The organism is Streptomyces sp. NPDC031365, from assembly GCF_055569765.1.
The window spans coordinates 154525-176839 of record NZ_JBVIIM010000008.1; the positions used below are offsets into that span (position 1 = coordinate 154525).

The 22315-nt window shown below is 71.5% G+C and carries 18 protein-coding genes, 1 pseudogene and 1 riboswitch; of the genes and pseudogenes, 14 read left to right on the top strand and 5 right to left on the bottom strand.

What is annotated here, in order from left to right:
* Positions 1 to 197: 197 nt before the first annotated feature.
* Together ACZ5C2_RS15150 and ACZ5C2_RS15155 are read left to right on the top strand one after the other, a co-directional pair.
* Positions 198 to 1373, top strand: coding sequence for a helix-turn-helix domain-containing protein (locus ACZ5C2_RS15150; RefSeq protein ID WP_468790387.1), 1176 nt, complete (start codon positions 198 to 200; stop codon positions 1371 to 1373).
* A 969-nt stretch (positions 1374 to 2342) separates the two neighbouring features.
* Entirely contained in the window at positions 2343 to 3332 is a 990-nt protein-coding gene (locus tag ACZ5C2_RS15155) for a malate dehydrogenase (protein ID WP_468790389.1), read from the top strand.
* A 102-nt stretch (positions 3333 to 3434) separates the two neighbouring features.
* Here ACZ5C2_RS15155 and ACZ5C2_RS15160 read toward each other — a convergent pair whose 3' ends face one another.
* A complete protein-coding gene (locus ACZ5C2_RS15160) occupies positions 3435 to 4127 on the bottom strand; it encodes a GNAT family N-acetyltransferase (RefSeq protein WP_468790391.1) in 693 nt (230 codons plus the stop codon).
* A 335-nt stretch (positions 4128 to 4462) separates the two neighbouring features.
* Here ACZ5C2_RS15160 and ACZ5C2_RS15165 point away from each other — a divergent pair, with 335 nt between their 5' ends.
* The 5 genes from ACZ5C2_RS15165 (at position 4463) to ACZ5C2_RS15185 (ending at position 11988) form a co-directional block, all read left to right on the top strand.
* Positions 4463 to 5983, top strand: a complete 1521-nt coding sequence (locus ACZ5C2_RS15165; RefSeq protein ID WP_468790393.1) for an aldehyde dehydrogenase family protein — start codon at positions 4463 to 4465, stop codon at positions 5981 to 5983.
* Positions 5984 to 6191: 208 nt separating this feature from the next.
* On the top strand, positions 6192 to 7733 hold the full coding sequence (locus ACZ5C2_RS15170; RefSeq protein WP_468790395.1) for a GMC family oxidoreductase: 1542 nt from the start codon (positions 6192 to 6194) through the stop codon (positions 7731 to 7733).
* Positions 7730 to 8812 carry a quaternary amine ABC transporter ATP-binding protein gene (locus ACZ5C2_RS15175; RefSeq protein WP_468790397.1) on the top strand — a complete coding sequence of 361 codons (1083 nt, stop codon included), beginning with the start codon at positions 7730 to 7732 and terminating at the stop codon, positions 8810 to 8812. Before ACZ5C2_RS15170 ends, ACZ5C2_RS15175 begins: the two co-directional genes overlap by 4 nt.
* Positions 8813 to 8873: 61 nt before the next feature.
* A complete protein-coding gene (locus ACZ5C2_RS15180; protein ID WP_468790399.1) occupies positions 8874 to 10889 on the top strand; it encodes an ABC transporter permease in 2016 nt (671 codons plus the stop codon).
* A 94-nt stretch (positions 10890 to 10983) separates the two neighbouring features.
* Positions 10984 to 11988 carry an ABC transporter substrate-binding protein gene (locus ACZ5C2_RS15185; protein WP_468790607.1) on the top strand — a complete coding sequence of 335 codons (1005 nt, stop codon included), beginning with the start codon at positions 10984 to 10986 and terminating at the stop codon, positions 11986 to 11988.
* 111 nt (positions 11989 to 12099) lie between these two features.
* Here the strand turns inward: ACZ5C2_RS15185 and ACZ5C2_RS15190 are convergent, their stop codons facing one another.
* Complete coding sequence (locus tag ACZ5C2_RS15190; protein ID WP_468790401.1) at positions 12100 to 12606, bottom strand: carboxymuconolactone decarboxylase family protein; 507 nt, start codon at positions 12604 to 12606, stop codon at positions 12100 to 12102.
* A 46-nt stretch (positions 12607 to 12652) separates the two neighbouring features.
* Between ACZ5C2_RS15190 and pdxR the strand changes: the two genes are divergently transcribed.
* The 5 genes from pdxR (at position 12653) to ACZ5C2_RS15215 (ending at position 18383) form a co-directional block, all read left to right on the top strand.
* A complete protein-coding gene (gene pdxR / locus ACZ5C2_RS15195) occupies positions 12653 to 14041 on the top strand; it encodes a MocR-like pyridoxine biosynthesis transcription factor PdxR (protein WP_468790403.1) in 1389 nt (462 codons plus the stop codon).
* 199 nt (positions 14042 to 14240) lie between these two features.
* Positions 14241 to 14885 (top strand): dihydrofolate reductase family protein, encoded by a 645-nt coding sequence (locus ACZ5C2_RS15200; RefSeq protein ID WP_468790405.1) that lies wholly within the window; start codon positions 14241 to 14243, stop codon positions 14883 to 14885.
* A gap of 200 nt (positions 14886 to 15085) precedes the next feature.
* Positions 15086 to 15436 (top strand): hypothetical protein, encoded by a 351-nt coding sequence (locus ACZ5C2_RS15205; RefSeq protein WP_468790407.1) that lies wholly within the window; start codon positions 15086 to 15088, stop codon positions 15434 to 15436.
* Between the two features lie 7 nt (positions 15437 to 15443).
* Positions 15444 to 16637, top strand: coding sequence for a glutathionylspermidine synthase family protein (locus tag ACZ5C2_RS15210; protein ID WP_468790409.1), 1194 nt, complete (start codon positions 15444 to 15446; stop codon positions 16635 to 16637).
* Between the two features lie 159 nt (positions 16638 to 16796).
* Positions 16797 to 16901, top strand: a riboswitch (ZMP/ZTP riboswitch).
* 33 nt (positions 16902 to 16934) lie between these two features.
* Positions 16935 to 18383, top strand: coding sequence for a glycine hydroxymethyltransferase (locus tag ACZ5C2_RS15215; RefSeq protein WP_468790411.1), 1449 nt, complete (start codon positions 16935 to 16937; stop codon positions 18381 to 18383).
* Between the two features lie 62 nt (positions 18384 to 18445).
* Here ACZ5C2_RS15215 and ACZ5C2_RS15220 read toward each other — a convergent pair whose 3' ends face one another.
* The 3 genes from ACZ5C2_RS15220 to ACZ5C2_RS15230 form a co-directional block, all read right to left on the bottom strand.
* A complete protein-coding gene (locus tag ACZ5C2_RS15220) occupies positions 18446 to 19126 on the bottom strand; it encodes a hypothetical protein (protein ID WP_468790413.1) in 681 nt (226 codons plus the stop codon).
* A 180-nt stretch (positions 19127 to 19306) separates the two neighbouring features.
* Positions 19307 to 20185, bottom strand: coding sequence for a hypothetical protein (locus tag ACZ5C2_RS15225; RefSeq protein ID WP_468790415.1), 879 nt, complete (start codon positions 20183 to 20185; stop codon positions 19307 to 19309).
* On the bottom strand, positions 20178 to 20738 hold the full coding sequence (locus ACZ5C2_RS15230) for an RNA polymerase sigma factor (protein WP_468790417.1): 561 nt from the start codon (positions 20736 to 20738) through the stop codon (positions 20178 to 20180). The genes ACZ5C2_RS15225 and ACZ5C2_RS15230 overlap by 8 nt, the downstream gene beginning before the upstream one ends.
* A gap of 131 nt (positions 20739 to 20869) precedes the next feature.
* On the opposite strand from ACZ5C2_RS15230, the gene trpS reads away from it, so the two are divergent.
* Together trpS and ACZ5C2_RS15240 are read left to right on the top strand one after the other, a co-directional pair.
* Entirely contained in the window at positions 20870 to 21883 is a 1014-nt protein-coding gene (gene trpS, locus ACZ5C2_RS15235) for a tryptophan--tRNA ligase (protein WP_468790419.1), read from the top strand.
* Positions 21884 to 22070: 187 nt separating this feature from the next.
* Positions 22071 to 22196: pseudogene (locus ACZ5C2_RS15240) on the top strand (2'-5' RNA ligase family protein); the annotation flags it as partial.
* Positions 22197 to 22315 lie beyond the last annotated feature (119 nt).

Genomic DNA, 22315 nt, shown 5'->3' on the forward strand with positions numbered 1-22315 from the left:
ACCGATGGGACACTGGACCGCAAGCGGGCAGGCGCGCGACGGTGCGCGCCCGCGGCCCTGATGATCCCGTGCGCCCCACCCCGGGAACTGAGACCCTGGCTGGCGGCATCCCTGTGGGTAGCCGGACGGGGACTCGGCAGAGGGCACCATGCGCGAGGGCAAGAACAGCACGAACCGGGGGGAAGAGGGGGGAAGCAATGCCTCGTTGGAAGGCCTTGCCGGATGAACTCGATCCGCAGATCAGGGAGTTCACGAGCCAGCTCAGGCGGGTGGTGGACCGCAGCGGCCTGAGTGTCGCGTCGGTCTCCGACCGCACGGGCTACAGCAAGACGTCCTGGGAGCGTTATCTGAACGGACGGCTGCTCGCGCCGAAGGGCGCGATCGTGGCCCTGGCCGAGGTCACCGGGACCAACCCGCTGCACCTCACCACCATGTGGGAGCTCGCCGAGCGCGCCTGGAGCCGTTCGGAGATGCGTCACGACATGACCATGGAGGCGATCCGGATCTCGCAGGCGCGTGCCGCGCTCAGCGAGCTCGGCGGGCCGTCGTCGGGCGGCAAACCCCGTAAGGGCGGGGCCGCGGTCCGTCCGGGTGTCGCGGGGCCGGCCGGTGTCGCGCCGAGCGTGCCGCCGCAGCCGACGGCCTCGGACGCACACGACGCCGTGGGCGGCGCGCGGGAGGACGGCGAACGGGACGGTTCGCCCGGGGGGAACTCCTGGGGGGTCTCCGGATCCGCCGGCTCGCCGCAGCCGGGCCACCGCCGCTCCGGTGCCGCGGCCGCACCGCCCGCCCCCGGTGGATGGGAGGCGGGGGCGTACGGCGCGCCGCCCCAGGGCGCGTCCGGTCACGGCCGCTCGGGCGGCTCCGGCCACCCCGCCGGCAAGAAGCGGACGTCCACGTTCATCGCCGGCGCGGTGGGGGCGCTGGTGGTGATCGCCGCCGCGTTCTACGTCACCGGGACCGAGGACGACAAGAAGGAGGACGAGGCGCGGAAGTCCCCGTCGCCCACCGCCACCAGCAACGCGAACCTGCCCCCGGGCGTCGAGTGCAGCGGCGAGAGCTGCGCCGGCAAGGACGCCGAGGTCATGGGGTGCAGTGGGGACCTCGTCACCACGGCGCAGACCGCGACCGTCGGCGCCACCACGGTGGAGGTCCGCTACAGCGAGACCTGCGGCGCGGCGTGGGGGCGGATCACCCAGGCCACCCAGGGGGACACGGTCGAGATCGGCTCGGGCACGTCGAAGCAGAGCGACACCATCTCCGCGGCCGGTGACACGGTCACGTACACCCCGATGGTGCCGGTCGACAGCGCGACGGACGTGAAGGCCTGCGTGGTTCTGGCCGCGTCGGGTGAGAAGGGCTGTACGGAGTAGGCCGACGCTCCCGGAGGGCGTGGCGGGAGCGTCACGCGCTCGGCCGGTCCGGTACCCCCGGAACTCCGGAGCGGCAGGCGCGTACCCGCGCGGTGCCGCGCGTCCGGTGGTGAACCGACGCGTCGCCGGCCCGGCGCCGACGACCAGTGGTGGCGTCGCTCGTCCGGTCCTGACGGCCGGGGGAGTGCGGGGCGGCGGGCGTATGCCCCGGTGTGGCGCTTGGCCGGGGGCGGTGAGGGCGCGCCCACCCGGTCCGGCAGCTTGCGACCGGCTGTGGGGTCGCTCGTCCGGTCTCCGGGATGCGGGTGCGGCCGCGCGGCACGGTAACCCGCCGGGCCCTCGGCGGCGGGAGGGCGGTGTGCCCCATCCGCGGCTTAAGGGACCGGGGCCGGGTCGCTGGTTCGGGGCGATGCCGTGGGACGGCGGGCGCGCACTCGAGGGCTCCGCTCCGTGGCGCCGGGCGGGAGCGTGGTGTGTTCGGTCCGGCACTCTCCGGGGCTCCGGCGTCTCGCGGCTCCGGGGCGGGAGGCCCTCGCGGGGTTCGGTGCTCCACTCGGGTCACCGCGTGTGAGCTGTATGGACCGTATATGTGGGGAATTCATGGGGACGTGAATGGCGCGGCGAAAGACGGGCACGTGAACAGTACCCCCCACGGGAATCCGGCACGGTCGGTCCCCGACGGCGGCCGCCCCGCCCCCACCTCTCCCGGACGGAGCGGCCGCCCTTTCTGCGGGCTCCCGGCTACCCGCGTACCCGCGCGGTCACTCTGTGGGGCGGGCCACAGGGAGCCCGGCCGTCCGTGCTCGCGGATGCGCGATAGCCTGACCGCTGGATCTCTCTTGACGCCAAGAGATCGATCATTCGAACCGATGATCGATCATCGTGGCGGATGCCGGTCACGAGCCGGAGCGGGATCCCGCACCCCGGGGCAGGGACCGCCCCACCGCCAGCTGTCATACGGAGAACGCCATGACCCGCACTCCCGTGAACGTCACCGTCACCGGCGCGGCCGGCCAGATCGGTTACGCCCTGCTCTTCCGCATCGCCTCCGGCCAGCTGCTCGGCGCGGACGTGCCGGTCAAGCTGCGTCTGCTGGAGATCACCCCGGCGCTGAAGGCCGCCGAGGGCACGGCCATGGAGCTGGACGACTGCGCGTTCCCGCTTCTGCAGGGCATCGACATCACGGACGACCCGAACGTGGCCTTCGACGGCGCCAGCGTCGGACTCCTCGTGGGCGCCCGCCCGCGCACCAAGGGCATGGAGCGCGGTGACCTCCTCCAGGCCAACGGCGGCATCTTCAAGCCGCAGGGCGAGGCCATCAACGCCCACGCCGCGGACGACATCCGCGTCCTGGTCGTCGGCAACCCGGCCAACACCAACGCCCTCATCGCCCAGGCCGCCGCCCCGGACGTCCCGGCCGAGCGGTTCACCGCCATGACGCGTCTGGACCACAACCGCGCGCTGACCCAGCTGTCGAAGAAGACCGGCGTCCCGGTCTCCGAGATCAGGAAGCTGACGATCTGGGGCAACCACTCCGCCACCCAGTACCCGGACATCTTCCACGCCACCGTCGCCGGCAAGAACGCCGCCGAGGTCGTGAACGACGAGAAGTGGCTGGCCGAGGACTTCATCCCGACCGTCGCCAAGCGCGGTGCCGCGATCATCGAGGCCCGTGGCGCCTCGTCGGCCGCCTCCGCCGCCAACGCCGCCATCGACCACGTGTACACCTGGGTCAACGGCACCGACGAGGGCGACTGGGTCTCCATGGGCATCCCGTCGGACGGCTCCTACGGCGTCCCGGAGGGCCTCATCTCCTCCTTCCCCGTCACCGTGAAGGGCGGCCAGTACGAGATCGTCCAGGGGCTGGAGATCAACGACTTCTCCCGCGCCCGCATCGACGCCTCCGTCAAGGAGCTCGAGGAGGAGCGCGAGGCGGTCCGCGGCCTCGGCCTCATCTGATCCGACCCGCGCCAGGCTCCGGGCCCACGATCCGGCCTGACGCGGAACTTCGGGCCCCGTACCGGTGGAACCCAAGCGGAACCGGTGCGGGGCCCGCCGCGTTCACCCGTTCAGCGGGGCAACCGCTTCTCGAACCAGTGATCGGCGTACGCGTGGTCGGTAGGGGCCGGGATTCTCGGTGCAGCCGGCCGTCCGGTACGTCGCCTGTGCCTCCGTGAGCGCCGCGTGCGTGTCCAGTCGGACGACGCTCCAGTCGCGGCGCAGCGCCTCCGCCTCCAGCGCGGCGAGGATACGGCGCGCCAGGCCGATCCGGCGGGCGTCGGCCTGGACCCGGACATGCCGGATCTCGCAGATCCCGGGAGCGTGCCGGCGCAGCGCCCCGCAACCCACCGGACGGCCCTCCTCGTACGCGACGAAGAACGCCCCCGCGTCCCCCGACACCTCCTCCGGGCCCACCAGGTCCGCGCGGTCGAAGCCCTCGAGGACACGGGCGTCGGGATCGTCGGCGTAGGCGGCGGGACGGGCGCGGGTGTCCGGGGCGTGTCCGCCGGCAGGTTCGACGGTGCTCGCCGCCGGCCGCAGCAGGTGCCGGGCGGTCGCCATCGCCTCGCTGAGCCGCGCCCGTCGGTCCGTGTCCAGCCCTTCCAGCACTCCGGCGGCGAACGTGTCGGCACGGCGGTTCCGCTCCGTGACCCCGACGCGCCCGGCCCGGGTCAGCCGGACCGTGCGCAGCCGGTTGTCCGCCGGACGCAGGCTCAGCCGGACCATGCCCTGTGCCTGGAGTGTCTTCGTCATCCGGCTCGGATACCCGGCGTCCAGACCGAGCCGGCTCCTCAGCTCACGCAGTGGCACACCGTCCGGACCGTCGTGCTCGGCGATCTCGAAGAGCAGCCGGCTCGCCGCGGCTTCGGGCAGGGGTCCAGCCGGATGCCGGCGCCTCGACCACGCTGTGACCGACTGCTCACAGCACGGGTGATTTCTGGTGTTTTCTCCCCGGATTCAGTGACTCGGCGCACTCCGTTCGGCGATTCGGCATGCATTCGATGCGCCAGGGCAGGAGCACCCGGTCCCGTGGGTGACACATGTGTCATGCACGGACGTGGAACAGGGACGGAAGGCAGTTACCGATCATGGCGGACAGCACAGAACTTCAGGCGCGCGGCACCATCCACGTGGGGGGTGAGTGGCGGGCCGCCGTCTCGGGAGCCTCCCGCGAGATCCTCGACCCCGCGGACGCCCTGCCGTTCGCCGTCGTCGCGGAGGGCGACGAGAAGGACACCGACCTCGCGGTGGCCGCCGCGCGCCGCGCCTTCGACGAGGGTCCCTGGCCGCACACGCCCGTCGCCGGACGGGCCGCGCTGCTGCGCCGCGTCGCCGAACTGCTCGTGCGGGACCGGGAGAAGCTCGGCCTGTTGGAGAGCAGGGACGCGGGCAAGACCCTCGAGGAGGGGCGCGTCGACATCGACTGCGTGGCCGATGCCTTCCGTTACTTCGCCGACCTCGTCGCCGGGGAGGCGCCCGGACGGGTCGTCGACGCGGGCTCCCCCGACATCCACAGCGTCGTCGTGTACGAGCCGGTCGGTGTCTGCGCGCTGATCACTCCCTGGAACTACCCGCTGCTCCAGGCCAGTTGGAAGATCGCCCCGGCTCTCGCGGCAGGCAACACGTTCGTGGTCAAGCCCAGTGAGATCACCCCGCTGACCACCGTCGCCCTCATCGACCTGCTGACCGAGGCGGGACTGCCCGCCGGTGTCGCCAACATCGTCACCGGTCCCGGCCACACAGTCGGCGCCCGGATGGCCGAGCACCCCGACGTCGACCTGGTCTCCTTCACCGGCGGCCTGATCAGCGGCACGAAGGTCGCTCAGGCCGCGGCCCCGAGCGTGAAGAAGGTGGCCCTCGAACTCGGCGGCAAGAACCCCAACGTCGTCTTCGCCGACGCCTGCGCCACCGACGAGGGCTTCGACACCGCCGTCGACCAGGCCCTCAACGCCGCCTTCATCCACAGCGGCCAGGTCTGCTCCGCGGGTGCGCGGCTCATCGTCGAGGAGTCGGTCAGGGACCGCTTCGTCGCCGAACTCGCCCGCCGTGCCGAGCGGATCAGGCTCGGCCGGGGCACGGCGGACGGCGTCGAATGCGGTCCGCTGGTCTCCGAACAGCAGCGCGCGAAGGTCGAGGCGTACGTCGAGTCCGCGCTGAGGGAGGGTGCGGTACTGCGTTCCGGCGGCAAGCGGCCCGAGCCGTCCGCCGAACGCCCCGAGGGCGGCTACTTCTACGAGCCGACCGTCCTCGACCGCTGCCACCGGGAGATGCACGTCGTGCGGGAGGAGGTCTTCGGTCCGGTCCTCACCGTCGAGACCTTCCGCACCGAGGACGAGGCCGTCGCCCTCGCCAACGACACCGAGTACGGACTGGCCGGCGCCGTATGGACCGCCGACGCGGGCCGCGCCCGGCGCGTGGCCGGGCGGTTGCGCCACGGCACCGTATGGATCAACGACTTCCACCCCTACCTCCCGCAGGCGGAGTGGGGCGGCTTCGGCAAGAGCGGAGTGGGCCGTGAGCTCGGCCCGGCCGGTCTCGCCGAGTACCGCGAGACCAAACACGTCTACCAGAACCTGGTGCCCAAGCCGGTGCGCTGGTTCGCGGGCTGAGCCACAGACGCCGCGGACCACCGGCCGGTGTCCCCGCACCGCCGCTCCTTCCTCCGGCCGTACCGCTCTCCTCGGCGGAACCGATCGCGGCAGTCGCACCGCTCGTCACGCCGTTCGTCGTACCGTCTGCCACACCGCTGTCCGTCACACCGCTCGTCGCACCGCGAGCCACACACGTGTCCCGAATCCCCGGAGGAGTACCACCCAGATGCCAGCTCACACCCACGAACGTGAACTCGTGTACGACTACGTCGTCATTGGTGGTGGCACCGCCGGATCCGTCGTCGCCTCGCGGCTGACCGAGAACCCGGACGTGACCGTCGCCGTCATCGAGGGCGGCCCCAGCGACGTCGGCCGCGACGACGTGCTGACCCTGCGCCGCTGGATGGGTCTGCTCGGCGGTGAGTTGGACTACGACTACCCGACCACCGAGCAGCCGCGCGGCAATTCGCACATCCGGCACAGCCGCGCCCGCGTCCTCGGCGGCTGCTCCTCGCACAACACGCTCATCGCGTTCAAGCCGCTGCCGTCCGACTGGGACGAGTGGGAGGCGGCCGGTGCCAAGGGCTGGGGCGCGGTACAGATGGAGGGGTACTACGCCCGCCTCAAGAACAACATCGTCCCGGTCGACGAGAAGGACCGCAACGCCATCGCCCGGGACTTCGTCGACGCCGCGCAGACGGCCCTCGAAGTCCCCCGCGTCGAGGGCTTCAACAAGAAGCCGTTCGCCGAGGGCGTCGGCTTCTTCGACCTGGCCTACCACCCGGAGAACAACAGGCGTTCGTCGGCGTCGGTGGCGTACCTCCACCCGGTGATGGACGAACGCGCCAACCTCACGATCATGCTGGAGACCTGGGCGTACAGGCTGGAGCTGAACGGCACCCGTGCCGAGGGCGTCCATGTGCGCACCAAGGACGGCGAGGAAGCCCTTGTCACGGCGCGCAGGGAGGTCGTGCTGTGCGCGGGCGCCGTCGACTCGCCTCGCCTGCTGCTGCATTCCGGCATCGGGCCCAGGGCCGACCTGGAGGCGCTCGGCATACCCGTGGCGCTCGACCTGCCCGGCGTCGGTGAGAACCTGCTCGACCACCCCGAGTCGGTGATCGTCTGGGAGACCGACGGACCCATCCCGGAGAACTCCGCGATGGACTCCGACGCCGGCCTGTTCGTGCGCCGCGATCCCGAACAGGCGGGCCCCGATCTGATGTTCCACTTCTACCAGATCCCGTTCACCGACAACCCGGAGCGAATGGGCTACCGGCGGCCGGAGTTCGGCGTCTCCATGACCCCGAACATCCCCAAGCCGAAGTCCCGCGGCCGCCTCTACCTCACCAGTGCCGACCCCGAGGTCAAGCCCGCACTGGACTTCCGCTACTTCACCGACGAGGACGACTACGACGGCCGCACCCTCGTCGACGGCATCCGCATCGCCCGCGAGATCGCGAGGACCGAACCGCTGGCCCACTGGCTCAAGCGCGAGGTCGCCCCCGGACCGGACGTCACCGGCGACGAGGAGCTCGGCGCGTACGCCCGCAAGGCCGCCCACACCGTCTACCACCCGGCGGGCACCTGCAAGATGGGCGCACCGGACGACGGACAGGCGGTCGTCGACCCCGAGCTGCGTATCCGCGGCCTCGAGGGCATCCGGATCGCGGACGCGTCCGTCTTCCCGACCATGACCGCCGTGAACCCGATGATCGGCGTCCTCATGGTCGGCGAGCGCGCCGTCGACCTGATCGGTGGTGCCGCGTGACGACCACCGCCCCCGACATCGCTGTCACCGACACCCCCGTCTTCTCCGTCGACGGACTGTGGAAGGTCTTCGGACCCAAGGCCGACCGCGTCCCCGGCGACCCGGACCTCGCGGCACTCGACCCGGCCGAGCTGCGTTCCCGCACCGGCTGCACGGCCGCCGTGCGCGATGTGGGCTTCGACGTCCGCAAGGGCGAGGTCTTCGTCGTCATGGGCCTGTCCGGCTCCGGCAAGTCCACGCTGGTGCGCTGTCTGACCCGGCTGATCGAGCCGACCGCGGGCACCATCGTCATCGACGGCGAGGACGTCCGCGCCATGGACAAGGCACGGTTGCGTGAACTGCGCCGGCACCGCGCCGCCATGGTCTTCCAGCACTTCGGCCTGCTGCCGCACCGCACCGTCCTCGACAATGTCGCCTACGGCCTGGAGATCCAGGGCATGGGCAAGGCGGAACGCCGCGAGAAGGCAGCCAGGGTGGTCGCCAAGGTCGGCCTGGAGGGCATGGAACAGCGCAGGCCCTCCCAGCTCTCCGGTGGTCAGCAGCAGCGCGTCGGCCTCGCCCGCGCACTCGCCGTCGACCCCGAAGTCCTGCTCTTCGACGAGCCGTTCAGTGCGCTCGACCCGCTTATTCGGCGTGACATGCAGGAGGAGGTGATCCGGCTGCACCACGAGGAGGGCCGCACCATGGTCTTCATCACCCACGACCTCAGTGAGGCCCTCAAGCTGGGCGACCGCATCGCCCTGATGCGCGACGGCCGTGTGGTCCAGCTGGGCACGCCCGAGGAGATCGTCGGCTCGCCCGCCGACGACTACGTCCGCGAGTTCGTCCGCGACGTGCCGCGCGAACAGGTCATGACCGTTCGCAGCGCGATGCGCCCCGGTGACTGCGGCGGCCCCGACCACCCGGGGGCCCTCGCACCCGACACCGTCGTCTCCGGCGCCATCGAGGTCGTCGCCCGTACGGGCCGGGCGGCCTGCGTCGTGGAGGACGACCGCTGCCTGGGCCGGGTCGGCCACGCCGACCTCCTGCGGGTCGTCGCCGGAATCGACGGCGGCCCGGCGAAGGAGGCCGTCCGATGAGCGCCGGCATCGAAACCCCCGCCGCGGACACGGTCGCCGGGACGGCACGGGGGTGGAGCACATGAGCGCCGTCACCACCCCGGCCCCGCCCTTGCCGCCCAAGGAACCGGCCAAGGAGCAGGCGCCGCGAGGGGCCCGACGGCGGGTCCACCCGCTGCTGCGCCGTCTCCTGCCGCTGGCCGTCGCCGCGGTCCTGCTCGTGCCGGTCGCGGCGGCCCTCTGGGGCAGCGGAACCTGGCCGTCCGAGCTGACCGCCGACGTCAAGACACCGCTGGACGACGCGTACGCCTGGGTCGTGCGCAACCGGGAGACCAACCCGGTCTTCCTCTACTTCCTGCTCCACCTGAGCAACTGGTCCGACAGCTCCGTGAGCTGGATGACGGACCTGCTGGTCAACGTCGGCTGGTTCCCCGTGACGCTGGGCGCGGTCCTGCTCTCCTGGCGCATCGGCGGCCTGGCGAGCCGGCGCGGACTCAAGCTCGCCGGCGTCACGCTGGGCGTCTTCGCGGTGTGCGGAGTGCTCGGCATGTGGGAAGCCACCATGGAGACCCTCGCCCTCATGGCGATCGCGGTCACCGTGTCCGCGGTCATCGGCGGCCTGCTCGGCCTGGGCGGCGGTCTGTCGGACCGCTTCCAGAAGGTCCTGCGCCCGGTGCTGGACACCATGCAGATCATGCCGGCGTTCGCCTACCTGCTTCCGCTGGTGCTGCTCTTCGGCATCGGCGTGCCCTCCGCGCTGATCGCCACGATCATCTACGCCGCCCCGCCCATGGCCCGGCTCACCGCGCTCGGCCTGCGCGGCGCCGACGCGGGCGTGATGGAGGCCGCCCAGTCACTGGGCGCGAGTCCGTGGCAGCGGCTGCTGACCGCGCGTCTGCCGCTGGCACGCAAGGAGATCCTGCTCGGCCTCAACCAGACGATCATGATGGCTCTCTCCATGGTCACCATCGCCTCCGTGGTCGGCGCCGGCGGCCTCGGCGAGGAGGTCTTCCAGGCCCTGTCCACCGTCGATGTCGGCCGGGCACTCGCCGCGGGCATCCCGATCGTGCTGCTGGCCGTCTGGCTGGACCGCACCACGGCCGCGGCCGGAGACCGTCTCGGTGAGGGCTCCGACCCCTCCGCCGTCCGGCTGCTGCACGGCTGGCGCGGCTGGAGCCTGACGGCCGGCGTGTGCGCCCTGGCCTCCACGGCGGGCGCCGCGCTGCTCATCGAGGAGTGGCCCGATCCGTGGACCGTGGACATCTCCCAGCCGGTCAACGAGGCCATGGACTGGTTCACCGGCCACCTCGCCGAGGGCGTGCCCGTCCTGGGCGGCACCCGCACCTGGGCGGACGGCTTCACCACGTGGGTGCTCGACCCGCTCCGCGACGGCCTCACCGCCACCCCGTGGTGGGTCCTGGTGCTGCTCGCCGCGGCGCTCGGCCTCCTCGCGGGCGGCTGGGGCGCCATGGTCACGGCCGCCGCGTCCATGGCCGGCCTCGGTGTCATCGACGTGTGGAACAACTCCCTCGACACCCTGTCCCAGGCCATCGCGGGCGTCGTCGTCACCCTCGTCCTGGGCTTCCTCATCGGGGTGGTCGCCGCCAGGGTGCCGGTGGTGGAACGCGCGCTGCGCCCCCTGCTCGACACCATGCAGACCCTGCCGCAGTTCATCTACCTGATCCCGGTGGTGGCCCTGTTCAACGTGGGCCGCTCCGCCGCCGTCGCCGCCGCGGTGCTCTACGCGCTGCCCGCCGTCATCCGGATCACCGTGCAGGGCCTGCGCCAGGTGGACCCCGCGGCGCTGGAGGCGGCCCGCTCCCTGGGCGCCAGTACCTTCCAGCAGATCCGCCAGGTCCAGGTGCCGCTGGCCCGCCCGGCGCTGATGCTCGCCCTCAACCAGGGCGTCGTCCTGGTCCTCGCCATGGTCATCATCGGCGGCTTCGTCGGCTCCGGCGCCCTCGGCTACGACGTGGTCTACGGCCTCCAGAAGAGCGCTCTCGGCACCGGTCTGACCGCCGGCGTCGCGATCGTGCTGCTCGGACTCGTCCTGGACCGCACGACCCAGCGCACCCGGGCGACGACCGGCACGCCCTGACCTCCGACCCGGCGCGCCCGCTCCGGCGCCCCGCGGGGTCCCCACACCCGACCGCACCATCCGCCCCACCGAAACGAGAGAACCCGCCATGCGCATGAAGAACCTGAACCCGACCCACCAGAACAACCCGAGGCCCAGCGGAAGCAGAACGCGCCTCACCCGCGTCGCGAGCGCCGCCGCCGTCGTCCTCGGCCTCACCGCTCTGACCGCCTGCGGTGCCGCCGACACCGGCTCGTCGTCGTCCAAGGGCTCCTCCGACTCGGTCACCATCGCCGTGCCGTCGTGGGTCGGCGCGGAGGCCAACGCGGCCGTCGCCCAGTACATCCTCGAGAACGAGCTGGACACCAAGGCCGAGCTCACCCAGCTCGACGAGTCGGTCGCCTTCGACGCCCTCAACAGCGGCAAGGTCGACGCCATCCTGGAGGACTGGGGCGGCGCCCCGAAGAAGGTCGACCTCTACGTCGAGGACAAGAAGACCGTCGTCGCGGGCGGCGACCTCGGTGTCGTCGGCCACATCGGCTGGTTCGTGCCGAAGTACCTGGCCGATGAGCACCCGGACATCACGGACTGGAAGAACCTCGACAAGTACAAGGATCTCTTCAAGACCGCCGAGAGCGGCGACAAGGGCCAGCTCCTGGAGGGCTCGCCGTCGTACACCACCAACGACGACGCGATCATCAAGAACCTCGACCTGGACTACAAGACGGTCTACGCGGGCTCCGAGGCCGCCCAGATCACCCAGATCAAGGAGAACTACAAGGCCAAGAAGCCCTTCATCACCTACTGGTGGACCCCGCAGTGGCTGAACGCCCAGCTCGACCTGGTCGAGGTGAAACTGCCCGAGTACAAGGAGGGCTGTGACGCCGACCCCGAGAAGGTGGCCTGCGCCTACGCCCAGACCCCGCTGCAGAAGTACTTCAACGCCGGCTTCGTCAAGGACGGCGGCGACGCGGCCACGTTCCTGAAGAACTTCAACTGGACCGCCGAGCAGCAGAACGAGGTCGCCTCGATGATCGCGGACGAGAAGATGAACTCGAAGGCGGCGGCCGAGAAGTGGGTCAAGGCCAACAAGGACGTCTGGCAGAAGTGGCTGCCCTGATCCGCGGCCCCCTCACAGGCACACGGCGATCTCCGGCAGCGCGTCGGCCGCGCGCTGCCGGAGTCCCGGGCCGAACCCGCGAATCCGCCGTCGCGGGGGTCCTACGAGCCGTCAGCGGCGCTGTCCCGGCTGGTAGTGACCGGGCGTCATACGGCAGGTCACCCCGAACCGGTTCCACGCGTTGATCACCGTGATCGCGGCGATCAGCTGGGACAGCTCCGCCTCGTCGAACCGCTTGGCGGCCCGCTCGTACACCTCGTCGGGCACGAACCCCTCCGTCAGGACGGTGACGGCCTCCGTCAGCTCGATCGCCGCGAGTTCCTTCTCCGTGTAGAAGTGCCGCGACTCCTCCCACGCCCCGAGCTGCACGATCCGCTCGACGCTCTCGCCCGCCGCGAGCGCGTCCCTGGTGTGCATGTCGATGCAGAAGGCGCAGTGGTTGATCTGCGAGGCGCGGATCTTCACCAGCTCGTACAGTTTCGGGTCGAGGCCCTTCTTCGCGGCGGAGTCCAGCCGGACCATCGCCTTGTAGACCTCGGGCGCGTGCCGGGCCCACTCCAGCCGGACGGGCGGCTCGGCGGCGTAGGGCTCGGCCGCCGTGGTTTCGGTGTTCGTCATGCCTCGACCGTAGGGGCGAGCCGGCCCACGGGTATGGTCCATTTCCATGGCGGAACGCCGGTCCACTTCCCGAGGCGGCCTTCAGGGCATCGACCTCCACCTCGACCCGACCGGGCCCGGCCTGCGTCGCGGCCTGACCGACGCCCTGCGCGAGGCCGTCCGCACCGGCCGGCTCCCCCCGGGCACTCGGCTGCCCTCCTCCCGCTCCCTCGCCGGTGACCTGGGCATCGCCCGCAACACCGTCGCCGACGCCTACGCCGACCTGACCGCCGAGGGCTGGCTCACCGCACGGCAGGGCTCCGGCACCCGGGTCGCCGACCGGGCGGTAGGCAGCCCGCCGACCCCTCCGGCGTCCGCACGGCGCACTCCCGGCCGCCTCCCGTACAGCCTCATCCCGGGCACCCCGGACCTCGCCTCCTTCCCCCGCGCCGAATGGCTCAGGGCCACCCGCCGCGCCCTCGCCGCCGCGCCCCACGAAGCCTTCGGCTACGGCGACCCGCGCGGCCGCCCCGAACTGCGCACCGCCCTCGCGGGCTACCTGGCACGCGTCCGTGGCGTACGCGCCGACCCCGAACGTGTTGTCGTCTGCTCCGGCTTCGCCCACGGCCTCCAGCTCCTCTGCGAGGTCCTGCGCGCCCGTGGCGCCCGCACCCTCGCCGTGGAGTCCTACGGCCTGAACGTCCACTGGGACCTGGCCGCCCGCGCCGGCCTGCGCACCACCCCGCTGCCCCACGACGACCTCGGCACCCGCACGGAGATCCCGGGCGACGCGGACGCGGTGCTGCTCAGCCCCGCCCACCAGTTCCCCCTGGGCGGTGCCCTGCGTCCCGAACGCCGCGCCGCCGTGCTCGACTGGGCCCGCCGCACCGGTGGTCTGATCCTGGAGGACGACTACGACGGTGAGTTCCGCTACGACCGGCAGGCCGTCGGCGCTCTCCAGGACCTCGACCCCGACCACGTGGTCTACCTCGGCACGGCCAGCAAGTCCCTCGCCCCCGGCCTCCGCCTGGGCTGGATGGTCGTGCCGCCCCGGCTGGTGCCGGACATCACCGCCCACTCCGTCAGCGTCGTGGAACAGCTCACCCTTGTTGAGTTCCTCATCTCCGGCGCCTACGACCGCCACGTCCGCGCCGGCCGCCTGCGCTACCGCCGCCGCAGAGACGCCCTGGTCCAGGCCCTCGCCGACCGGGCACCCGACGTCCACGTCACCGGCATCGCGGCCGGCCTCCACGCGGTCCTGGAGCTCCCGCCCGGCACCGAACAGTCCGTCGTCCAGGCAGCCACCTGGCAGGGCCTGGCCGTCCACGGCCTGACCTACTACCGCCACCCCGCCACCGCCCCCACCCCGGGAGACGCCCTGGTCGTCGGCTATGCGACCCCACCGGACCACGCCTGGTCCAGCACCCTGGAGGCGCTGTGCAAGGCACTGCCCTGACCCGGGGAAACCAATCAGCCGAGGGCGGCGCGGTGGTCCGCGCCGCGCCCGGTCGCGTTCCGCCGACGGGGGCACGGGCGGTCGGACTCCGCCGCGGAAGTTTCCGGGCCGCTGTCGATCGGGCCGTGCTCCGTTCGACGTCCTGATGTGAGGCGCATCGCCTACGGGGAAATGTGCCAGGACCCGATCAGGAGGAGACATGGGGCAGCTACTGAGAGTCATGAACATCAGCGTCTCGAGTGACGGAGTCGGGGCCGGTGAGGACCAGAGCCTGGAGCGCCCGTTCGGCCACGCCGACCCCGGGAGGCTGTTCGCCTGGGCGGGCGCCACAGCGAGCTGGCCCAACCGCACCGACCCCGGAGGGACCCGCGGCCTCGACGACTACTTCACCCGGGACTTCGCCCGCAACATCGGTGCCGAGATCATGGGCCGCAACAAGTTCGGGCCCCAGCGCGGGCCCTGGAGCGACCACGAATGGCGCGGCTGGTGGGGTGACGAGCCCCCGTTCCACACTCCCGTGTTCGTCATGACCCACCACGAGCGTCCGTCGTTCACGCTCTCCGACACCACGTTCCACTTCGCCGAGGGCACCCCGAGCGCGGTCCTGGAACTGGCGCGGGAGGCGGCGCGGGGCAAGGACGTCCGGCTCGGCGGCGGGGTCACCACCATCCGGCAGTTCCTCGATGCCGACCTCGTCGACACCCTGCACGTGGCGGTCTCACCGCTGAAGCTCGGCACCGGCATCCGCCTGTGGGAGTCGCCCGACGAACTGCGCGACCGATTCCATCTCGAGGTCGTGCCGAGCCCGAGCGGAGTGACCCACCACCTGTTCTGGCGGAAGTGACAGGAGCACTCACGCGAGGCCCCTCGCCGCGGATCACGGAAGTGGCTCAGACCTGCCAAAGGGGGTGAAACCGCGGTGAGATGAGCGCGGGAGTCGGGGGCTCTCGTGCGTGAAAACGCTGTGGGTCTCTAGGCTGTCCGCCGCGAGCCGGGAGTGAAACCAGGTCCCGGCGGACAGTGGAAGCGGCGCGAGGGGGAGTCATGGCGGAATCACGGCGGCGGTTGCGGTCCAGCACGGTGGTGCTCGGAGGGATGGGAGTGCTCGCGGCGGCGCTGTCGGCGTGCGGGTCGGATCCGGACAGGCGCTGTGTGGACCGGGACAGCTACGACTACCTCAACGGCTACAAGGTCGTCGCCGACAAGAACTGCAAGGCCGGTTCTTCCTCCTCCGGTTCCTACGGCCGGGGCACGTCCCGCAGTGGCGGCGACTCCGACTGGTACTACGACGCCGATGTCAGCGCCGGTTACGCCGAGCACGGCACCTTCAGCCGCAGTGAGGCCGTCGACCGGGGCGGCTTCGGCTGCTCGGGCTCCGGCAGCGGCGGCGGCTGAGCGGGCCATGGAACGACGCACCATCGAGCCCCGCCCCGGCTGGCAGGAGACCGTCGAGGAGCAGGGGCTCATCTACCCGCTCACCCGTTACCCGGACGGGTCGCTGCGGCCCTACTGGGACGAGAGCGCCTACTACGTCTTCGGCCTCGACGAGGTCGAGGCGCTGGAAGAGGTCGTCGAGGAGCTGCACGGTATGTGCCTCGCGGCCGCCGAGCACATCGTCACCGCCGACCGCTTCGCCGACCTCGGCATCACCGATCCGCGGATCGCCCAAGCGGTCGGCGAGGCATGGCGGCGGCGTGCGGAACTCCCCTCCCTCTACGGCCGCTTCGACCTCCATTACGACGGGACCGGCCCCGCCAAGCTGCTGGAGTACAACGCCGACACCCCCACCTCCCTGGTGGAGGCCGCGTCCCCCCAGTGGTTCTGGATGGAGGAGCGCTTCCCCGGCGCCGACCAGTGGAACTCCCTCCACGAACGCCTCATCGACGCCTGGAGGAAGCAGGCCGCCCTTCTCCCGCCGGGCAGCCCCCTGTACTTCGCCCACTCCGCCGCCGACGAGCTCGGCGAGGACCTCATGACCGTCGCCTACCTCAAGGAGACCGCCGAGCAGGCCGGCCTCGAGACCGACTGGCTCTCCATGGAGGAGATCGGCTGGGACCGTCTCTCCGGCCGCTTCGTCGACAACGGGCTCCGGTTCATCCGCAGCATCTTCAAGCTCTACCCCTGGGAGTGGCTGACCACCGACCGCTTCGCCGACCATGTGCTCGACACCCTCGACAACGGTGGCGGCACCGGCTCCACCCTCTGGATCGAGCCCGCCTGGAAGATGCTGCTCAGCAACAAGGCCCTGCTGGCGATCCTGTGGGAGCTGTACCCCGGCCATCCGAATCTCCTTCCCGCCTACCTCGACGGCCCGCGCGAGCTGGCGGACACGACGGGATACGTCGCCAAACCGCTGCTGGGGCGGGAAGGCGCGGGTGTGACGATTCACGAGCCCGGCGCAGGTACCGGCGAACCCGTGCTCCGTGACGAACCCTGCTGCTACCAGCAGCTCGCACCCCTCCCCGACTTCGACGGCAACCGCGTCGTCCTCGGCGCCTGGGTGGTGGAGAACGAGTCGGCGGGCCTCGGCATCAGGGAATCCTCCGGCTTGGTGACGGACGAATACGCCCGCTTCCTGCCCCACGTGATCCTTTAGCGCCCCACAGGGACGCGGGGCCGTGATGCGTGCGGTTCCGCCGCGTGGCCGCGATCAGTCCTCACGCACCCGCGGACAGGCGCCCGGAGCGACCAGGCAGACGCCCTCGCCCGTATGGTGGACGCCTTCCCGTGGCACTCCGTGCCGCCCGGTAATCTGACCACGGGCCGTGACTGGCGTGCTGGGATGGAGCAACCATCGGGAAGCGGCCCCCGCCCCCGTGACCCGGGGACCGGACATGTGCCGTGCGCCTGGGCCGTACCGTGAACGCTGAACGCCACGTCCCGGAGGTCCCTCATGTCTGCCGAGCCCCTCTCCACCGCTTCCACCGCCTTCCGCTCCGCCCTCGACGTGATCCGCGCCGTCGAGCCGCGCGTCGCCGACGCCATCGGCCAGGAGGTCGCCGATCAGCGCGAGATGCTCAAGCTGATCGCCTCCGAGAACTACGCCTCCCCGGCCACCCTCCTCGCGATGGGCAACTGGTTCAGCGACAAGTACGCCGAGGGCACCATCGGCCGCCGCTTCTACGCCGGCTGCCGCAACGTCGACACGGTCGAGTCGCTCGCCGCCGAGCACGCCAAGGAGCTCTTCGGCGCCCGCCACGCCTATGTCCAGCCGCACTCCGGCATCGACGCCAACCTCGTCGCCTTCTGGTCCGTCCTCGCCCAGCGCGTCGAGGTGCCCGCCCTGGAGAAGGCCGGAGTCCGCCAGGTCAACGACCTCTCCGACGCCGACTGGGCCGAACTGCGCCGCGCCTTCGGAAACCAGCGCATGCTCGGCATGTCCCTGGACGCGGGCGGTCACCTCACCCACGGCTTCCGCCCGAACATCTCCGGCAAGATGTTCGACCAGCGGTCCTACGGCACCGACCCGGCCACCGGCCTGATCGACTACGAGGCCCTGCGCATCTCCGCCCGCGAGTTCAAGCCGCTCATCATCGTCGCCGGCTACTCCGCCTACCCCCGGCTGGTGAACTTCCGGATCATGCGCGAGATCGCCGACGAGGTCGGTGCCACGCTCATGGTGGACATGGCGCACTTCGCCGGCCTCGTCGCCGGCAAGGTCCTCACCGGCGACTTCGACCCGGTTCCGCACGCCCAGATCGTCACCACCACCACCCACAAGTCCCTGCGCGGCCCGCGCGGCGGCATGGTGCTGTGTGACGACTCCCTCAAGGACCAGGTCGACCGCGGCTGTCCGATGGTCCTCGGCGGGCCGCTGCCGCACGTCATGGCCGCCAAGGCCGTCGCCCTCGCCGAGGCCCGGCAGCCCGCCTTCCGGGACTACGCCCAGCGCATCGTCGACAACTCCCGAGCCCTGGCCGAGGGCCTGATGCGCCGTGGCGCCACCCTGGTCACCGGCGGCACCGACAACCACCTCAATCTGATCGACGTCGCCACCTCCTACGGACTCACCGGCCGCCAGGCGGAGGCGGCCCTGCTCGACTCGGGCATCGTCACCAACCGCAACGCCATCCCCGCCGACCCCAACGGCGCCTGGTACACCTCCGGCATCCGCATCGGCACCCCCGCGCTCACCACGCGTGGCCTGGGCACCGCGGAGATGGACGAGGTCGCCGGTCTCATCGACCGTGTCCTCACCACCACGGAGTCCGGCACCACCAAGTCCGGCGCCCCCTCCAAGGCCTCTCATGTCCTCGACGCGAAGGTCGCCGACGAGATCTCCCGCCGCGCCATCGACCTGGTCGCCGGTTTCCCGCTGTACCCGGAGATCGACCTCGGCTGAGGAGCCGCCTCTCGGCGCGTCCCACGGCGGTCCGGCCCGTGCCGGGCCGCCGTGCGCCGTCGTCAGGCGTCCAGCAGTTCCTGCCGCGGACCGGGATCGTCCTTCCGCCGCTGGATCAGCCGCGTCCCATACGGGCGCAGCAGCAGGGCCAGCGCCGCTCCGGCCACCAGGCCCGGTAGGGCCCACCACCAGTCGGTGCCTTCGCCCGGCACCGTCGCGGCGCGGGTCCCGGGGCCGGCCGCGGCCGGCCCTTCGGCCGTTGCCGGACCGGCCTGCGCCGTCTCCCACGGGGCCGGGTACACAGGGGATACCGGTGCTGTGCCGGTCGTCCTGCCCATCAAGCCCAGCCCGAACAGGAACTTGTACACATCCGACGGGTTCTCGGCGCGGTGCCAGAGGCCGTTCGGCGACTCTGTGACCTGCGACGCCGTGTGTATCCACACGTCTTCGTCCGGGAGCCCCACGAAGACCCGGTCCACGCGCCACGGCGTCACGTCATGCACCATCCACGTCACGTTGATCAGCCGGACCGAGGCCGAGACGGCCTCCGGCGGCCTTTCAGGTGTGCCCTTGCCGACCGGGCCGAGCAGTTCCTCCAACTGGCCGTACTGCTCGTCGGAGTGGTACAGCGAGGCGGTCTCCTCGCTCCCCGGCGAGGCCATCAGCACGCTCGTCGGCCCTCCGGCGGAGGCCGGCGTGGCTCCCCACACCGTCAGGGTCAGCGCAGCCGCCAAGGCCCCCACACCCACCGTCAGTTTCCGAACCCTGCCCCTCCACCCGCTCCATCCGCGCATCCGGACCCCCACTCGGCCGGTCGATCCCGTGCGGCCCGCGCACGAGCCGCCTGTCACGTCTGGTACACCGCCCGAGCCGCCGGGGTTCCCCTTCGGTCGTCCCGAGTTCCCGGACTTCGGGAGGCCCGGCTACCGGCGCGTCCCCTCGACCGCCCCTGCGATGTCCAGCGCCCGTTCCTTCGACGCCACTCCCTCCAGCCGCAGCGTCACCCCGTCCGCCGCGGTCCCCTCACCGTCCACCGCGCCCCTGCCGGCCCACAGCAGCGTCGGCCCCGCCGTGCGCTCCGCCCGGGTGAACCGGTGACCGTCCGTGTCGACCATCCAGAAGGTCAGCACATGCGGGCGCGGGAACCACAGGACCGGCTCCGCGGACCCGTCCTCCGTGCCCTCCCCGCCCAGTGACAGCCACTCCGGCTGCTCGCGCACGCTCTTGACGAAGGTGATGTCCAGGCGGCCCGGGAACTCGTCCAGCCGGATCGTCCGCCCTTCCTCCCGCCAGCACAGGCTCACCAGGGACCGCCCCCGGGGCAGCCCGCTCACCGTCACCGCGTCCGGAACGCCCAGCGCCTCCGGTACCAACGGCGTGAACCCGGCCCGCCGCTCCGCCTCACCGAGCGACAACGACCGCCCACAGCCCGGCACCTCGGCGCCCGGCGAGGGCACCGCGGACGGGTCGTACCGCACCTCGACCCCGGCGAAGCCGAACCAGTCGGCCACCGCCGCCCGCACCGGAGGCGTCAGTACCAGCACCGTCAGCAGCCCGCACAGGGCCGCGACCAATGACCGCCATCGTGCCCGCGCCCCACGGAGAACGGCCCGCGGCCGCACCCCGGCACCTGCCGGCTCCGCCGCCGGAACCGGCAGCTCCGCCGCGATTATCTGCCCCAGCACCCGCTCGACCATGGACTCGGACCCGGCGGCCCCTTCCGGCCCGTCCAGGGACCGGCCGAAGGCCCGCAGCTCCTCCCGCAGCCGCTCGGCCTCACCGTCGTCGTACCGCTCACTCACGCCTCTCACCCCCTTCCCGGGGCCGGAAGTCCGGCAACAGACGCTCCAGCTTGCGCAGGGCGCGGTTCAGACGGGACTTCACCGTCCCTCGCGGCCAGCCCAGGGCCTGGGCGGTCTCCCGCTCGTCCATCTCCAGCAGGTAGCGATAGGTGACGACCAGCCGGTGCTCCTCGCTCAGCTTCTCCAAGGCGGCCACCAGCGCCCCGCGGCGCTCGGTCTCCAGCGTCGCCACCGCCGGATCCGCCCACACCGGTATCACCGGCTCCGCCTCCACGAACGCCGCCTCACGGTCGGCGAGGCTGTTCCGCCGTACTGCCGCGCGCACTGTGTTCCTCGTCTCATTGGCCACGATCGACAGCAGCCACGGCCGGAACGCCATGCCGTCCCGGAACCGGCCCAGAGCGCAGTACGCCTTCACGAAGGCCTGCTGCACCACGTCCTCCGCGTCCGCGCCCGCCCCGAGCGCGGCGGCCGCCCGGAGCGCGATGCCTGTATGGGCCCGCACCAGCTCCGCGTACGCCTCCGGCTCCCCGGCGCGTACGCGTGCGATCACCGCGGCCTCATCGACGATGCGGCCCCCCTCCCGCGTCCTCACATTCTTGTTACACCGCCGGGCACGGATCGGTTCCCACCTGTTTCCGGTCGGTTCCGGACCGCCTTCCGGGACCTGCGAGAATGGGGGGCATGGCGACTGACCGACCTCGCGTGCTCTCCGGAATCCAGCCCACCGCAGGCTCGTTCCACCTCGGCAACTACCTCGGCGCCGTCCGCCAGTGGGTGGCCCTGCAGGAGACCCACGACGCGTTCTACATGGTCGTCGACCTGCACGCGATCACGCTGCCGCAGGAGCCGGACGCACTGCGCGCCAACACCCGGCTCGCCGCCGCCCAGCTGCTGGCCGCCGGGCTCGACCCGGACCGCTGCACGCTCTTCGTCCAGAGCCATGTGCCCGAGCACGCCCAGCTCGCCTGGATCATGAACTGCCTCACCGGCTTCGGCGAGGCCTCCCGCATGACCCAGTTCAAGGACAAGTCCTCCAGGCAGGGCGCCGACCGCGCCTCCGTCGGACTGTTCACGTACCCGATCCTCCAGGTCGCGGACATCCTGCTCTACCAGGCCAACGAGGTGCCGGTGGGCGAGGACCAGCGTCAGCACATCGAACTCACCCGTGACCTCGCCGACCGTTTCAACGGCCGGTTCGGCGAGATCTTCACCATGCCGAAGCCGTACATCCTCAAGGAGACGGCGAAGATCTACGACCTCCAGGACCCGTCGATCAAGATGAGCAAGTCGGCGTCCACGCCGAAGGGCCTCGTCAACCTCCTGGACGAGCCGAAGACCACCGCCAAGAAGGTGAAGAGCGCGGTCACCGACACCGACACGGTGATCCGCTACGACGTCGTGGAGAAGCCCGGCGTCAGCAATCTCCTCACGATCTATTCGACCCTCACCGGAGCGGAGATCCCCGCACTGGAGGAGAAGTACGCCGGCAAGGGCTACGGCGTGCTCAAGACGGACCTCGCCGAGGTCATGGTCGAGTTCGTGACCCCGTTCAGGGAGCGCACCCAGCAGTACCTGGACGACCCCGAGACGCTCGACTCGATCCTGGCCAAGGGCGCGGAGAAGGCGCGTGCCGTCGCGGCGGAGACACTCTCCCAGGCGTACGACCGGGTGGGCTTCCTGCCCGCCAAACACTGATCCGGCGCTGAACCGGCCCGCGGCAGCTGTCCGTACCACCGTAGAGCGCTGCACATCACTCCGCTTGCGCCTGCCCGCATCCGGATGGTGGTCGTACAGTCGATATCCGGGTGACCGTTCCGGCGGTCACCCGGCGCCCACCGCAGCTTCACCACCACGCTTCACCACCACAACGACAGGAGACGACGTGGGGACCGTAACGATCGGCGTGTCGATCGCGGTCCCGGAGCCTCACGGCAGCCGGCTTCAGCAGCTGCGCGCGGGCTTCGGCGACGCGGCTGCTCACGGCATCCCCACGCACGTCACCCTGCTGGGGGCGACGGGGGGGGGGGGGAGCGGGGGGGGGGGGGGGGGGGGGGACCTGAGGGAGGTGGCCGCGGCCTCCCGCCCCTTCCCCATCCGGTTGTCCCGCACCCGCACCCTCCGGCCCCT

What these genes read in the sequence shown, in the direction of transcription:
- ACZ5C2_RS15150 (WP_468790387.1), top strand. Translation starts at nt 198, where the DNA reads ATGCCTCGTTGGAAGGCCTTGCCGGATGAACTCGATCCGCAGATCAGG.
- ACZ5C2_RS15155 (WP_468790389.1), top strand. Translation starts at nt 2,343, where the DNA reads ATGACCCGCACTCCCGTGAACGTCACCGTCACCGGCGCGGCCGGCCAG.
- ACZ5C2_RS15160 (WP_468790391.1), bottom strand. Translation starts at nt 4,127, where the DNA reads ATGACGAAGACACTCCAGGCACAGGGCATGGTCCGGCTGAGCCTGCGT.
- ACZ5C2_RS15165 (WP_468790393.1), top strand. Translation starts at nt 4,463, where the DNA reads ATGGCGGACAGCACAGAACTTCAGGCGCGCGGCACCATCCACGTGGGG.
- ACZ5C2_RS15170 (WP_468790395.1), top strand. Translation starts at nt 6,192, where the DNA reads ATGCCAGCTCACACCCACGAACGTGAACTCGTGTACGACTACGTCGTC.
- ACZ5C2_RS15180 (WP_468790399.1), top strand. Translation starts at nt 8,874, where the DNA reads ATGAGCGCCGTCACCACCCCGGCCCCGCCCTTGCCGCCCAAGGAACCG.
- ACZ5C2_RS15185 (WP_468790607.1), top strand. Translation starts at nt 10,984, where the DNA reads ATGAAGAACCTGAACCCGACCCACCAGAACAACCCGAGGCCCAGCGGA.
- ACZ5C2_RS15190 (WP_468790401.1), bottom strand. Translation starts at nt 12,606, where the DNA reads ATGACGAACACCGAAACCACGGCGGCCGAGCCCTACGCCGCCGAGCCG.
- pdxR (WP_468790403.1), top strand. Translation starts at nt 12,653, where the DNA reads ATGGCGGAACGCCGGTCCACTTCCCGAGGCGGCCTTCAGGGCATCGAC.
- ACZ5C2_RS15200 (WP_468790405.1), top strand. Translation starts at nt 14,241, where the DNA reads ATGGGGCAGCTACTGAGAGTCATGAACATCAGCGTCTCGAGTGACGGA.
- ACZ5C2_RS15205 (WP_468790407.1), top strand. Translation starts at nt 15,086, where the DNA reads ATGGCGGAATCACGGCGGCGGTTGCGGTCCAGCACGGTGGTGCTCGGA.
- ACZ5C2_RS15210 (WP_468790409.1), top strand. Translation starts at nt 15,444, where the DNA reads ATGGAACGACGCACCATCGAGCCCCGCCCCGGCTGGCAGGAGACCGTC.
- ACZ5C2_RS15215 (WP_468790411.1), top strand. Translation starts at nt 16,935, where the DNA reads ATGTCTGCCGAGCCCCTCTCCACCGCTTCCACCGCCTTCCGCTCCGCC.
- trpS (WP_468790419.1), top strand. Translation starts at nt 20,870, where the DNA reads ATGGCGACTGACCGACCTCGCGTGCTCTCCGGAATCCAGCCCACCGCA.